This is a genomic window from Streptomyces sp. NPDC029138 (assembly GCF_055564375.1).
On record NZ_JBVHWM010000119.1, the window covers coordinates 1 to 12,792 of the forward strand.

At 72.4% G+C, this 12,792-nt stretch carries 13 protein-coding genes; 10 read left to right on the top strand and 3 right to left on the bottom strand.

Features of this window, described 5'->3' with window-relative positions:
* The first annotated feature begins 99 nt into the window (after window positions 1-99).
* The 6 genes from ACZ4WH_RS43015 (at window position 100) to ACZ4WH_RS43040 (ending at window position 5,122) form a co-directional block, all read left to right on the top strand.
* Window positions 100-1,860: a Na+/H+ antiporter NhaA gene (locus ACZ4WH_RS43015; protein ID WP_468191518.1), complete on the top strand. Its 1,761-nt coding sequence runs from the start codon at window positions 100-102 to the stop codon at window positions 1,858-1,860.
* 139 nt (window positions 1,861-1,999) lie between these two features.
* Window positions 2,000-2,164, top strand: a complete 165-nt coding sequence (gene rpmG, locus ACZ4WH_RS43020; protein ID WP_468191521.1) for a 50S ribosomal protein L33 — start codon at window positions 2,000-2,002, stop codon at window positions 2,162-2,164.
* A gap of 71 nt (window positions 2,165-2,235) precedes the next feature.
* Window positions 2,236-2,496, top strand: coding sequence for a type B 50S ribosomal protein L31 (locus ACZ4WH_RS43025; RefSeq protein ID WP_468191524.1), 261 nt, complete (start codon window positions 2,236-2,238; stop codon window positions 2,494-2,496).
* Between the two features lie 37 nt (window positions 2,497-2,533).
* Entirely contained in the window at window positions 2,534-2,656 is a 123-nt protein-coding gene (ykgO, locus tag ACZ4WH_RS43030) for a type B 50S ribosomal protein L36 (RefSeq protein WP_352385688.1), read from the top strand.
* Window positions 2,657-2,762: 106 nt separating this feature from the next.
* Complete coding sequence (locus ACZ4WH_RS43035; protein WP_468191527.1) at window positions 2,763-3,215, top strand: GNAT family N-acetyltransferase; 453 nt, start codon at window positions 2,763-2,765, stop codon at window positions 3,213-3,215.
* 275 nt (window positions 3,216-3,490) lie between these two features.
* Window positions 3,491-5,122 (top strand): phosphodiester glycosidase family protein, encoded by a 1,632-nt coding sequence (locus ACZ4WH_RS43040; RefSeq protein WP_468191530.1) that lies wholly within the window; start codon window positions 3,491-3,493, stop codon window positions 5,120-5,122.
* Between the two features lie 368 nt (window positions 5,123-5,490).
* On the opposite strand, the gene ACZ4WH_RS43045 is transcribed toward ACZ4WH_RS43040, so the two are convergent.
* From ACZ4WH_RS43045 to ACZ4WH_RS43055, 3 genes are read right to left on the bottom strand one after another with little or no spacing between them, the layout of a single operon-like run.
* Window positions 5,491-7,176 (bottom strand): tetratricopeptide repeat protein, encoded by a 1,686-nt coding sequence (locus ACZ4WH_RS43045; protein ID WP_468191545.1) that lies wholly within the window; start codon window positions 7,174-7,176, stop codon window positions 5,491-5,493.
* A 43-nt stretch (window positions 7,177-7,219) separates the two neighbouring features.
* A complete protein-coding gene (locus tag ACZ4WH_RS43050) occupies window positions 7,220-7,375 on the bottom strand; it encodes a hypothetical protein (RefSeq protein WP_468191533.1) in 156 nt (51 codons plus the stop codon).
* Window positions 7,376-7,383: 8 nt separating this feature from the next.
* The gene (locus ACZ4WH_RS43055) at window positions 7,384-7,971 is read right to left on the bottom strand and encodes an immunity 21 family protein (RefSeq protein WP_468191536.1); all 588 of its coding nucleotides are present in this window, start codon (window positions 7,969-7,971) and stop codon (window positions 7,384-7,386) included.
* A gap of 165 nt (window positions 7,972-8,136) precedes the next feature.
* On the opposite strand from ACZ4WH_RS43055, the gene ACZ4WH_RS43060 reads away from it, so the two are divergent.
* The 4 genes from ACZ4WH_RS43060 to ACZ4WH_RS43075 all read left to right on the top strand — a co-directional run bounded on the left by ACZ4WH_RS43060 (window position 8,137) and on the right by ACZ4WH_RS43075 (window position 12,481).
* Entirely contained in the window at window positions 8,137-8,550 is a 414-nt protein-coding gene (locus ACZ4WH_RS43060) for a YciI family protein (RefSeq protein ID WP_468191538.1), read from the top strand.
* Entirely contained in the window at window positions 8,550-9,695 is a 1,146-nt protein-coding gene (locus ACZ4WH_RS43065; protein ID WP_468191548.1) for an RNA polymerase sigma factor, read from the top strand. Before ACZ4WH_RS43060 ends, ACZ4WH_RS43065 begins: the two co-directional genes overlap by 1 nt.
* Before the next feature lie 788 nt (window positions 9,696-10,483).
* Window positions 10,484-11,317 (top strand): MmyB family transcriptional regulator, encoded by an 834-nt coding sequence (locus ACZ4WH_RS43070; RefSeq protein WP_468191540.1) that lies wholly within the window; start codon window positions 10,484-10,486, stop codon window positions 11,315-11,317.
* A 117-nt stretch (window positions 11,318-11,434) separates the two neighbouring features.
* Window positions 11,435-12,481, top strand: a complete 1,047-nt coding sequence (locus tag ACZ4WH_RS43075) for a PhlD (RefSeq protein ID WP_468191542.1) — start codon at window positions 11,435-11,437, stop codon at window positions 12,479-12,481.
* The last annotated feature ends 311 nt before the right edge of the window (window positions 12,482-12,792 follow it).

Consider the following 12,792-nt stretch of genomic DNA (forward strand, 5'->3'; position numbering starts at 1 on the left):
AATCCTCCTTCTTCTTCTCCCCCCCCCCCTTCCCCCCCCCCCTTGCGCCCCCCCCCCCCCCCCCCCCCCTTCCCCCCCCCCCCCCCCCTCGCCGCGCTGGTGTGGGCCAACGCGGCTCCCACGGGCTACGCGTCGTTCTGGCAGACGCACCTGTCCGTCGGGATCGGCACCCACGGTCTCTCGCTCCCGCTGCGGGAGTGGATCAACAGCGGACTGATGGCGCTGTTCTTCTTCGTCGTCGGGCTGGAGGCGCGCCGCGAGTTCGACATGGGGGAGCTGCGCGACCGCCGGCGTCTCGCCCTGCCGCTCGCGGCCGGGATCAGTGGCATGGCCGTACCGGTCGCCCTCTTCCTCGTGCTCAACGCGGGGCACTCGTCCGCACACGGCTGGGGTGCGGCGATGTCCACCGACACCGCCTTCGCCCTCGGCATGCTCGCCGTCGTCGGGCACCGGTTGCCGAGCGGGCTGCGGATCTTCATCCTGACGATCACCGTGGTCGACGACTTCGTCGCCCTCGGCGTGATCGCCGTCGCCTACACCGAGCACGTCGAGGTACCGGCGCTGCTCGTCGCGGTCGCGGTGTTCGGCGTCATCCTCCTCGTCCGCGCGCTCGGGGTACGCCGAGGCCTGGTCTACGCGCTGCTGGCGGTCGTCGCGTGGGCCGCGCTGCTGGAGTCGGGCGTCGATCCCGTGGTCATCGGCCTCGCCATGGGCCTGCTGACCTACGCCTACCCGGCGGCACGCGCCGACCTGGAACACGCCACCGGCCTGTTCCGGAGGTTCCGCGAGCAGCCGACGCCCGAGCTGGCCCGCTCGGTGCAGGCCGGCCTCGCGTCCGCGATCTCGCCGAACGAGCGGTTGCAGGGCCTGTACCACCCGTGGACCAGCTATCTCGTCGTCCCGCTGTTCGCCCTGGCCAACACCGGTATCCCGCTCGACGCCGACCAGCTCGGGCGGGCGTTCACCTCGCCGGTGACGCTCGGCATCCTCCTCGCGTTCGTCGTCGGCAAGCCGCTGGGCGTCGTCGGGGCGTCCGTGCTGGCCTACGGGCTCAGCCGAGGGCGGGTCCGCCCGCCGGTCGGCTGGGGTGCCGTCACGGCGGGCGGCGCCCTGGCCGGGACGGGCTTCACGGTCTCCCTGCTCATCGCGACCCTCGCCTTCCAGGGGACACAGCTCGAGGACGCCAAGATCGGCATCCTGAGCGCGCTGGTCGGCTCCTTCCTGACCAGCTGGTTCGTCACCGCGGTCCTCGCGGTGCTGCCGCGCCGGCTGCGGCAGCGGGCGCTGCTCGGCGACGCCGAGACGCTCGTCGACCTGGCGGTGCCGGTCGATCCCGACCGCGACCACGTCCGGGGGCCCCGGCACGCGCCGGTGACCGTCGTGGAGTACGGCGACTACGAATGCCCGTACTGCGGCCAGGCCGAACCGGTCGTCCGTGAGCTGCTCGGCGACTTCGGCGACGTTCGGTACGTGTGGCGCCACCTTCCGCTGATGGACGTGCACCTGCACGCCCAGCTGGCCGCCGAGGCGGCTGAGGCCGCGGCGGCGCAGGGCCGCTACTGGGACATGCACGATCTGCTGCTGAGCCACCAGGGCGAGCTGCGCCTCGCCCATCTGCGCAAGTACGCCGACGCCCTCGGGCTGGACGCCGAGCGCTTCGACCGGGACCTGCGGTCCCACCGGGGCGCGGCGCGGATCGCCGAGGACGTGGAGTCGGCGGACCTCAGCCAGGTGGCGGGCACGCCGACGTTCTTCGTGAACGGGCGCCGGCACCATGGGGCGTACGACATCGGCAGTCTGTCGGCGGCGGTGCGGGCGGCCCGGGAGAGGGCGGCGATGGGCGCCCGTGGAGGGCGGTGAGGGGTGCCCGTGGAGGGTGGTGAGGGGTGCCCGTGGAGGGTGGTGAGGGCCGGGAATGCATCACCGGGTGGTGGTGTTGAGTCAACCGTCTGACGTGTTCGAGTCAACCGACTCGGACGGTCGGCGGAAGGAGTTCCTCATGGCCCGCAGCACCTCACGCCCCGTCGTCAAGCTGAAGTCGACGGCCGGCACCGGAGTCACCTACGTGACCCGCAAGAACCGTCTGAACGACCCCGACCGGCTGGTCCTGCGCAAGTACGACGCGGTGGCGGGCGAGCACGTCCTGTTCCGCGAGGAGCGCTGACCCTCGCGCACGCCCGTCCCCGCCCACGCCGACCCCGGCGAAGAACGCACTCCCCCGAGGAGGAACACCCCATGAGGCACGGCATCCACCCCGTCTCCCGCCCCGTCGTCTTCCGCGACCGCGCGGCAGGCTTCCAGCTCCTCACCCGCTCCACCATCGACAGCCGGCGGACGGTCGAGTGGGAGGACGGCACCACGTATCCGGTCGTCGACGTCGAGATCTCGTCGGCTAGCCACCCGTTCTACACCGGCACCTCGCGCGTCGTGGACACCGCGGGCCGGGTGGAGCGCTTCCAGCGGCGCTACGGCCGTACCGCCGCCGCCCGCCCCTGACGGCGGAACCCGTTCGACCCCTCGGGAGGAGACCACGATGAAGGTACGCAAGTCCCTGCGCTCGTTGAAGGCCAAGCCGGGCGCCCAGGTGGTGCGCCGGCGGGGCGTGACCTTCGTGATCAACAAGAAGGAGCCCCGCTTCAAGGCCCGCCAGGGCTGACGCCGGCCGCGGCACGCAACCCACGGCCCGGCACCGCACACGCGGTGCCGGGCCGTTCGCGTTCCCACGCCGTGAGGGTGGGTTCGGCGGCGGTAGTCTGGCGATCATGGGGGACTGGAGGATGCGGCCGGCGTCGGGGGCGGACGTCGAGGCGGTGGCCGAGTTGCGGGCCGTGGTGCTGCGGGCGGACCTGGAGCGGCTCGGGCGGTACGACGAGCAGCGGGTGCGGCAGCGACTGCGGGACGGGTTCGCTCCGGCGCACACCTGGGTGATCGAGGTGGGCGGCGCGTTCGCCGGCTGCGTGGCGCTGCGACCGGCCGAGGGCGCCCACTGGCTGGAGCACTTCTACCTGGCCCCGCACGTGCAGGGCAACGGCATCGGCGCCGCAGTACTGCGTGAGCTGCTGGAGCGATGCGACCGCGACGGCATCCCGGTCCGGCTGAACGTGCTGCGGGGCAGCCCGGCCCGGCGGCTGTACGAGCGGCACGGATTCACCCTGGAGACCGAGGACCCCGTGGACGTCTTCATGGTGCGCGAGCCGGCCTCGACGGCTTGGTGAGTTGCCACTGCCGGTGGGTGTGTTCCGGGGGCCGGCGATGCCGGTGGCGGTGTAGCGGCGGCCGCGGGTTCTGGCCGAGTCGGTCTGGTCCCCGGTGGCGTAGGGCTGCCACACTCTCGGTGATCGCGTGGCACGGGCAGGCTCGGACGACGAGCGCTGCCGAGTTCACATGGCCGTTGTGATGACGTCGGTTCGCGAGGCAGTGGTTGTCACCTACGGCAGGTGAAGTGGGCCGCTGTTGACAAGGTGTCGGACCATTCGTGAGGTGCATGCGCATGCGTCAGTTCCGCATCCGGGGTGCCGAGCCGCGCTCCGCTCGTGTCCGGGCAAGACTCGCGACCGCCGTCGTGCTCGCCCTGACGACCCCGGCCTTGCTGTCCGGTACGGCGCAGGCGGCGCGCTCCGCGCACACCACGGCGACCGAGCAGTGGACGACGCGGACCCTCGCTCCCGGGGTCACGGTCCGCACCGGTGTCGTCCAGCACCCCGATGTGGAGCATGCCTGGACGGTCACCGTGCAGGCGCCGGCCAGGACCCGGTGGACCGCGAACGATCCGGACGCCCCCGTGACCTGGGCCGAGGTCTCCACCCGCGCCTGGGCCGACGACACGGCGGGGAAGCTCACCGACGCAGGTCTGCGGCCACGTGTGGAGAGCGTGCAGTGGCCCCACTACGCCGACACACCGCACGGGTTGATGGGATACCGGGTCCGTGTCGGCCGTTTCGCCACCCAGGCGGAGGCGAGGACGGCCGCGTCGGCGGTCACCGCGGCCGGCTTCCGTACGACTCTCTCCTGGACCGGATACGACATCCAGGAACCCGCCGACCAGGAGAACATCCATGTCGCGGTGATCGACCCCAAGACCTTCGACGGAACGGTCTCAGCCACCCACGACGGCAATGTGGCGCAGCGCGAGACCACCTCGGCGGTGGCCCGGAAGCTGAACTCGCTCGTCGGGGTCAACGGTGGCTTCTTCGTGCTGTCACCGGGCGACGGCGTACCGGGCACCATGTCCGGAATCGGCGCCTATGAGGGCGAGTTGGAGTCGATGGCGGTCGGCTCGCGCTCCGCGCTGCTCATCGAGGACGGTGGCCACAGCGTCCGGATCGCGGACCTGACGAGCACGGTCACCGCCCGGGCGGGCAAGGCGACGTACCAGATCCAGGGCATCAACCGGGTGCCCGGCACCGTCCGGGACTGCGGCCGTCCCGGCAGCACGCCCAGCGAGCTGCCCTGGCAGGACGTCACCTGCCAACTGGCCGACGACATGGTCCAGTTCACCGACGCCTTCGGGGCCGACCTGCCGACCGGGCCCGGGGCGCAGGTCGTGCTCGACGCCTCCGGCCGGGTCGTCTCCGTCGGCGCGCGCGGCGGTCGCGTCCCCGCGGGCGGGCATGTGCTGCAAGGCATCGGCCGGGCCGCCGACTGGCTGACGGCGCACGCCGAGCCGTACGGCCGTGTCAAGGTCGGCGAGGTCGTCCGCACGACCGACGGCCGGCGCGTCGCCCTCGGCGCCGGCGACTCCGTCGTCAGCGCGGCCCCGACGCTGGTGAAGGACGGCCGTATCGACATCGACGCGGCTGCCGAGGGCGTGGTCGACCCCGAATACACCTCCTTCGGATACGCGTGGGCCAACGTCCGTCAGCCCCGCACCCTGGCGGGCGTCGACAGGCGGGGCCGGCTGATCCTCGCGACGGTGGACGGGCGGCTGAAGAACGGCAGCGAAGGGTTCACCCTCTATGAGGCCGCCGCCTTCATGAAGTCGCTCGGTGCCGTGCAGGCGATGAACCTCGACGGCGGCGGCTCCACCGCGATGGCCGTGGGCGGCACGCTGGTCAACAGCCCGTCCGACGCCACCGGCGAACGCCCGGTCGGAGACACCGTCCAGGTGCTGCCGGCTCGCTGACCGAGGGCGCGGCTCAGTCACCGGCCGCGTCCGTCAGTCCGGGTCGGCGGCGAGGCGGTACGCGAGATCGAGCAGGTCGGCCCGGGGAAAGGGCTCCCAGCGCGTCCCCGACGGCTGAGCCCGCAACGACCGCGAGAGCTCGCTCCGTACGCTTCATCCGCGCAGGCTATCCACGTCGTACGAGAGCCGCACCGGCCATTTCTTCGCCAAGCCGCCGGAGGCCCCCGACGGCTTCCGCCACCCGGCCGCGCGGATTCCGGCAGAGCAAGGGACACCCCCATCGCCGTCCGCTCCAGCAGCGCGGGACCGGCAGGGGATGAACCGTATCCGGGCGCGGGCTTTCGCCGCGTCACAGCGGCACTTGACGCTCAGTGCTGCTCGGTGCAGCAGTCGTGCCGTGTGGCGCCGGTCCCCAGGCGGCAGAAGCAGGACGCCTCGACCGGTACGTCCGCCAGGGCCGCGGCGATCTTCAGCTGCTGGGCCACGATCCGTGCCTCGCCCTCCTTGCCGAGTCGCACCAGGCACTCGTGCAGGCCGTGCAACGCCCAGACGTTGCCCGGGTGTTGCAGCGGGCGGGGCAGGGTGTCGTCGAGTCCGAGGTCGGCGCGGTACACGGCCTCGGCCTCCGCGACCAGGCCCTGTTCGAGGAGCAGGGCGCCATAGGCGTGCCGGGTGGGCTGCATCCACCCCCACGGCTCGTCGTACGGCAGACCGTCGTCCAGCTCGATCGACCGACGCAGCGCCGCGAACGCCGCCTCGTACCTCCCCCGGCGGTAGTCCAGTTCGCCGTCCAGCATGTGCGCGGCGATCGCCAGGATGTCCGCACAGGTGTTGTTGAACAGCATCCGTGTCCGCGGCACCCGGGCGACCGCCTCACGGAACAGCGCGCGTTCCGCGTCGGCCTCGTCGGTCCGGCCCGTGGCCGAGAGGGCGACGCCGCGCGCGTACCGCAGCATCGCCGTGGTGACGCAGTACAGCCGTGCGTCGACGGGCAGCGGCAGGCGCAGGATGTCGTCCCAGCGGCCGAAGCGGATGAGCACGTGCACCCGCATCGCGAGGAAGCCCTCCAGCCAGTCCGCCATGGGCGGGCTCTCCACGCGCAGCAGGTCCTCGGGTACGGCCGCTTCCAGCCGGTCCGCCGTTTCGATCGCGTCCCGGAAGCGGCCGAGGAACATCGCACCGTAGATCTTGAAGTGGTGGTTGTGGCACCGGTACAGGGTGTAGAAGTTCATCGCGCCCGCCCGGGCGTGGAACTTCTCGTCGGCCGTGATCGCCTCCGTGTTGTCGGAGATCACCCGGCGGTAGTCGCCGCAGAGCACTTCCAGGTGGGACGGCATGTGCTGGAGATGGCCCGCGTCCGGAACCAGACCGCGCAGCCGGTCACCCGCCGGCAGGGCGGCCTCGGGCGTCGGGGACATCTCCATCAGGTGGATGTACAGGTGGAGCAGGCCGGGGTGCCGAGCGCCCGCCTCCGTGGCGATCGCCCGCTCAAGCACCGCCTTGGCCTCGGTGGTGCGTGCGCCCGGGGCCGGACCGCCCGTGCGGATGTCCCACAGCTGCCAGGGCGTGAGGTTCATCAGGGCGTCGGCGTACAGGGTGGCCACGTCGAGGTCGCCGTCGGCCAGCCGGTGGACGGCCCGCATGCTGTCGGCGTAGGCCGCGCTCCACACGGAACAGTCCTCGACGTCCGGGGCCTGGGCCCGTGGATAGCGGGCCCCCAGCGCGCCGACGAGGGCCTGCTCGACCGGGGTGGCGCCGGCCGCCTTCGCGTGTGCGCGCCGCACGGCGGCGTGCGCCCGCTCCACCGTCCGCTCCAGATCCTGCTCGTCGAAGAACTCCCAGGGCTTGTTGTAGTTGGGACCGAGCGCGTAGGCCAGGCCCCAGTCGGCCATGGCACAGTCGGGGTCCGCCGCGGCGGCGGCCTCGAAGCAGCGGACGGCCTCCTCGTGGTTGAAGGCGTACGTCCAGTTCAGCCCCCGGTCGAACCAGATCTGCGCCTCGTCGGACGCCGTGGTCACGCGCCGGCTGTGGCTGCCGAGGTCGTAGTAGTCCATGCCCATGCCCGCGCCTCCTCGTGTGGGTGTTCCCCGCGTCGCGTCACCCGATACGCCACTGTCGCCGGGGTGACTGATTTCCGGGTACCGGTGGCTGCCGGTACTCCAGGGTCAGCAGGCGCCAGTCCGCCGGTGCCGCCGCCACCGCCGCCGCGACCCGCTCGCGCAGCTGCTTCCTCTCCTCGTCGAGACGGAGCACCTGTCCCGTCAGGGTTCGGCGGGCAGGATCTGGACCAGGCCGACCCGGTTCTCCTCGTCCGCCCTGGTGTGGGTGGCCCGGACCCTCCAGCGGCCGGCGGGCAGCGGGACGGGTGCCTGCTCGGGCATTCCGCCACCGGGATACCCGACGTCCAGCTCCGAGCCCGCTTCGGCGGAGTCCATGAGTACGGCCGGGCCGTCCGACACCCACGTGCCGCACTCCTCCCACGGGGTGGCGGGGTCCGCGAGGACGGCCTCCGCCGCGGCCCTCAGCCCGGCCTCGGAGTCGGCGGCGAGCCACCGCAGGAACGATCGGTGCTCGGGCAGATAACAAGTGGTGGCCGGCTCGTCCGCCAGCACCAGTGCCCGCGCACCGCTCTCGCCGACGGCGATCACTCCGGCCAGGCCGTCCACCGCGCAGGCCCGGTCGTAGTCGTCCGGAGCGGTCGCGTCTCCCGCCATGACCCCGGTCTCCGTGCACCCGCGCCACGCGCCCGACGCGGAGACCGGGACGACGATCAGAGGTCCGCCCATCGACTCCACCCAGACCGGCGAGGTCTCGGACGCGTGGGCCGCGGTGGACGAAGAGGCGCTCATGCCGTCAGTGTGCCCGTGGGTCACCTCGCGCGGCCGGCCCGGCCGGGCTCCTCCACAAGAACGCGGAAAAAAAATCCGGGCGGCGATGTCGAGAACCCGTGACCGGCTCCGTCCCAGGGGAGAACGCGGCCACAATGGGTCGCACCCGCACCGAGGAGAACGACGATGGCCAAGTACCTGCTGCTCAAGCACTACCGCGGCGCTCCGGCAGCGGTCAACGACGTGCCCATGGACCAGTGGGCGCCGGAGGAGATCTCGGCGCACATCCAGTACATGCAGGACTTCGCGGCCCGGCTGGAGAAGACCGGCGAGTTCGTCGACGGGCAGGCGCTCGCCCCCGAGGGGACGTGGGTCCGGTACGACGGTGAGGGGCGCCCGCCGGTCACCGACGGCCCCTTCGCCGAGACCAAGGACCTCATCGCCGGCTGGATGGTGATCGACGTCGACAGTTACGAGCGCGCCGTCGAGCTGGCCGGGGAGCTGTCGGCCGCCCCGGGCGCGGGCGGCAGGCCGATCCACGAGTGGCTGGAGCTGCGCCCGTTCCTGACCGCGACGCCCACCGTCACCGAGTGCCATTGATGAACGAGGCCCTGCTGAGGAGCCTCACGCCCAGCGTGCTCGCCATCCTCGTCCGCCGCGGAGCAGACTTCGCGGCGGCCGAGGACGCCGTGCAGGACGCGCTGGTCGAGGCGGTCCGCGTGTGGCCGGCCGACCCGCCGCGGGACCCCAAGGGCTGGCTGGTCACCGTGGCCTGGCGCAAGTTCCTCGACCAGGCCCGGGCGGACACCGCGCGCCGCCGGCGTGAGGACCGCATCGACGACGAACCGGCGCCCGGGCCCGCCCCCGCCGCGGACGACACGCTCCAGCTGTACTTCCTGTGCGCGCACCCGTCGCTGACGCCGTCGTCCGCGGTCGCGCTCACGCTGCGCGCCGTCGGCGGGCTCACCACCCGGCAGATCGCCCAGGCCTACCTGGTGCCCGAGGCGACCATGGCGCAGCGGATCAGCCGTGCCAAGCGCACCGTCTCCGGTGTGCGGTTCGACCAGCCCGGCGACGTCGCCACCGTGCTCCGCGTCCTCTACCTGGTGTTCAACGAGGGCTACTCCGGCGACGTCGACCTCGCCGCCGAGGCCATCCGGCTCACCCGGCAGCTCGCGGCCGCGATCGACCACCCCGAGGTGGCGGGGCTGCTCGCCCTCATGCTGCTCCACCACGCCCGGCGCGCCGGCCGGACCGCGCCCGACGGCAGCCTGGTCCCGCTCGCCGAGCAGGACCGCGGCCTATGGGACACGCGCCTGATCGCCGAGGGCGTCGCGATCCTCCAGGCCGCCCTCGCCCGCGACCGGCTCGGCGAGTTCCAGGCCCAGGCCGCCGTCGCGGCCCTCCACGCCGACGCGCCCACCGCCGAGGAGACCGACTGGGTGCAGATCGTGGAGTGGTACGACGAACTCGTGCGCCTGACCGACAACCCGGTCGTCCGGCTCAACCGCGCCGTGGCCGTCGGCGAGGCCGACGGCCCGCGCGCCGGCCTGGCGGCACTCGCCGAGCTGGACGACTCACTGCCCCGCCACACCGCCGTAGCGGCCTACCTGCACGAACGCGACGGCGACCTGGCGACGGCGGCACGGCTGTACGCCGAAGCTGCCCACCAGGCCCCGACCCTCGCCGAACGCGACCACCTCACCCGCCAGGCCGCCCGCCTCAACGCCCGCCGACGCCGCTGAGAGGTCGCGCCCGGACCCGAGGCCGGAACTGGAACAACGCAAGGACCGGCGAGCGCCCAGGCCTTGAGGCCGGCCGGGCCGCTACTGGATGCTCCAGCGGTGCGGATGCCCGGGATTCTCGGGGCAGGCGACGCACCGAGCGGGCGCGGTGGCGTGGTCCTCGGCATGAACGCGACCTCAGGCTCCGGCGGCGGCGCGTCGGCAGGTGGGCCGGCGGCACGTACAACGGCCGTACGGCTGGTGCCGCGGCCGAACTCGGGGATCGTCGGCCGCGGCACCGGCCACCCAGGGCACTCCCGCGCACGGCACGAGTGCCCCGCGCCGGCGTGCGTATGCGGAGCCGAACGGGTGAACCGGCACAGGGCATGGGGCAGGTGACGGCTTCGGCGGTCGTGAGCCGGACGGCCGGTGCCGAGGCCCCTGGGGTGGGGCGAGGGGGCACCGGCCGTGGCCTGGCAGCCGGGCGTCGTACCGTGGAGTGCCGCGTCTCAGGCGCCGTACGTGTCTCCCGCCGACGGGAAACGGCACCCGAAAACCGGTCGCCCTCCCGGTTCGTCCCGGTCCCCCGCTCACGGATACCGGCCGGCGATGCGAGCGACGCCGATCAGCACCCGCGAGGGTGTCACCACGCGGCCACTGATCATCGCATCCGCAGGCCAGCGACCCCGCGTGACCGAGCATGCAACACACAACCAGTCGATATCTACGGTGAATCTTTTACATCAATACCGCGTGACACTAATTAAACTGAGCCGCAGTCAACGTCAGCCCCGGGGGACAAGCCGCCAGTGAACCGCCAAGCATTGAAAAAGCTCCTCAAAGACCGCCGCGCGCTCATATCCCCCGAAACGCACGGCCTCACCCGCCCCACCGGCCGAGGGCGCCGCGCCCCCGGCCTGTCACAGGGTCAGGTCGACGAACTCCTCGGCTACTCCGAGCGCACCTACCAGCGCCTGGAATCCGGCAACTACCACCACCCCCCGGTCGACCTCCTCCGCGACGTCGCACGCCTCTACGGCATGAACGAGCAGGAATGGATCAGCCTCTGCCGGTACGCCCGCGGTGAGGACCCGCCCGGTCCCCTCTACGACACCTCCGGCCACGCCCTGCCCGCCGCCTGGGCCGACGCCGTCGCCGGCATCACGCACCCCGCGTACGTCACCGACGCCTCCTGGAACCTCGTCACCTGCAACGACCGCTTCCACGCCCTGTTCGACAGCGGCCGGGCGCCGGCCAACACCATGCGGTGGATGCTGCTGGACGGGCGCGACCAACTCATCGACTGGGCCACGGCGTGGGCGCCGCTGGTGATGCCGCAGTTGCAGGCCGCGCTCGCCCAGCGCTCCGACGACAAGGTCCTCCGGCAGATCGAGGCCGACGTCCTCGCCGACCCTCTCGCCCAGCCCCTGTACGAGAAGGGCGGTGCCTCCATCCACCCCGACGGCGACGAGCGTCCGATCCGTCACGCGGTCGACGGGCCGGGCTGGGTGACGATGTGTGTGGCGCAGCCGCTCGCGGCGCCCGGGTCCCGGTGCATGATCCTCGTTTTCCGGCCGGGCCCGCGGCGGACCGGGAGTCGGCCGCGTATGTTGATGGCCCAGGAGAACGGCATGAACGCCTGAATTTGCCCGTCTTTGGTGCGCGACCAGGCAGTATTTCGGAGACGGTGAAGGAAACAAACCGGCCAATTTTGCCGTACCTTGACTTAATCAGGTCGCAGCGCCTTCAGGGGGGAACCCATGCCCGCTCATATAGCCCGCCCCACCACCGTCCTCGCCGCGCACAAAATCACCACGGCCGAGATAGCCGACGACATTCGCGCCCACCACCCCGGCCATCCCCGGCTCGGTGCGATCCTCCGCGTCCTCGGCAACTGCGGTGTGGAGACGCGCTATTTCACCCAGCCCTTGGACTCGCCCACCATCAACGGCACCGCGGAGATCGGCGAACGCGCCGGCCGCGCCTTCGCGGACGGTCTCACGATGGCCGAACAGGCCGCCCGCGCCACCCTCGACCGGTACCAGCTCGAGCCCGGCGACATCACCGGCGTCATCACCACCCACGCCACCGGCTGGGCCGTCCCGAACCTCGACATCCACCTGGTCGCACGGCTAGGCCTCCGGCCCACCGTCCGCCGTACCGCCCTGACGACCACCGCCTGCGCCGGCGGCGCCCACGCCCTGGTCCGCGCCGTGGAACAGGCCCTTCTCCACCCCGGATCGCGCGTTCTCGTCGTCGCCGCCGAAGTCCTGTCCACCGCCTACAACCACGCCGACACCAAGATCGAGCACATGATCTACAAGGCGCTGTTCGGCGACAGCGCGGCCGCCACCCTCGTCTCCAGCGACCCCCTCGGCCCCGGCCTCGCGGTCGACGCCGACGGGCTCTTCGAGTACGCCCTCCCCGACAGCCTCACCATGTACGCGGGCCGCATCGACAGCACCGGCCTGCACTTCGACAGCACCAAACAGGCCACCGGCGGTGCCAGACACGTCATGCCCGCCGTCACCGACTGGCTCGCCGGCCGCTGCGTCGACGTGCCCGTCATCCACCCCGGTTCGAAGCCCATCATCCTCGACACGGCCGACGCCCTCGGCCTCACCGAGACCGACGCCCGCCACTCCCTCGACACCCTCTCCGAAGAAGGCAATCTCGGTGGTGTATCGGTTCTCCGGGTCCTCGAACGCACCCATGGCGGGCCCCCGGCCGACGGCGCGAGCGCTCTGGTGGTCGCCTACGGACCGGGGTTCTCCGTCTCCGCCCTCCGGGGAACCTGGCAGAGCTAGGGCCTGTCTGACAATTCCCGTCTGCCGCGCGACGCCATGCACGCACTCTCGCCGCACCGGCCCCAGACCCGAGTACATCCAGTACGAGGGCCTGGGGCCGGCACTCCCCCAGCCTTCGGCCGGGGGGACCCCCAGAGCACGCACCTGACGCCGCGCGGCCGCCCTTCGGGCGACGACGCGAATTGTCAGACAGGCCCTGGCCGGAGCGAGCCCGGCCGATGCCGTCGGCAGCGGGGGGGGGGGGGGGGGGGGGGGGGCGGGGGGGGGGGGGGGGGGGGGGGGGGGGGGGGGGGGGTGGGGGGGTGGGGGGG

Excerpts from the sequence above, each read along its gene's own strand:
- rpmG (WP_468191521.1), top strand. The coding sequence starts at position 2,000 with ATGGCCCGCAGCACCTCACGCCCCGTCGTCAAGCTGAAGTCGACGGCC.
- ACZ4WH_RS43025 (WP_468191524.1), top strand. The coding sequence starts at position 2,236 with ATGAGGCACGGCATCCACCCCGTCTCCCGCCCCGTCGTCTTCCGCGAC.
- ykgO (WP_352385688.1), top strand. The coding sequence starts at position 2,534 with ATGAAGGTACGCAAGTCCCTGCGCTCGTTGAAGGCCAAGCCGGGCGCC.
- ACZ4WH_RS43035 (WP_468191527.1), top strand. The coding sequence starts at position 2,763 with ATGGGGGACTGGAGGATGCGGCCGGCGTCGGGGGCGGACGTCGAGGCG.
- ACZ4WH_RS43040 (WP_468191530.1), top strand. The coding sequence starts at position 3,491 with ATGCGTCAGTTCCGCATCCGGGGTGCCGAGCCGCGCTCCGCTCGTGTC.
- ACZ4WH_RS43045 (WP_468191545.1), bottom strand. The coding sequence starts at position 7,176 with ATGGACTACTACGACCTCGGCAGCCACAGCCGGCGCGTGACCACGGCG.
- ACZ4WH_RS43055 (WP_468191536.1), bottom strand. The coding sequence starts at position 7,971 with ATGAGCGCCTCTTCGTCCACCGCGGCCCACGCGTCCGAGACCTCGCCG.
- ACZ4WH_RS43060 (WP_468191538.1), top strand. The coding sequence starts at position 8,137 with ATGGCCAAGTACCTGCTGCTCAAGCACTACCGCGGCGCTCCGGCAGCG.
- ACZ4WH_RS43065 (WP_468191548.1), top strand. The coding sequence starts at position 8,550 with ATGAACGAGGCCCTGCTGAGGAGCCTCACGCCCAGCGTGCTCGCCATC.
- ACZ4WH_RS43075 (WP_468191542.1), top strand. The coding sequence starts at position 11,435 with ATGCCCGCTCATATAGCCCGCCCCACCACCGTCCTCGCCGCGCACAAA.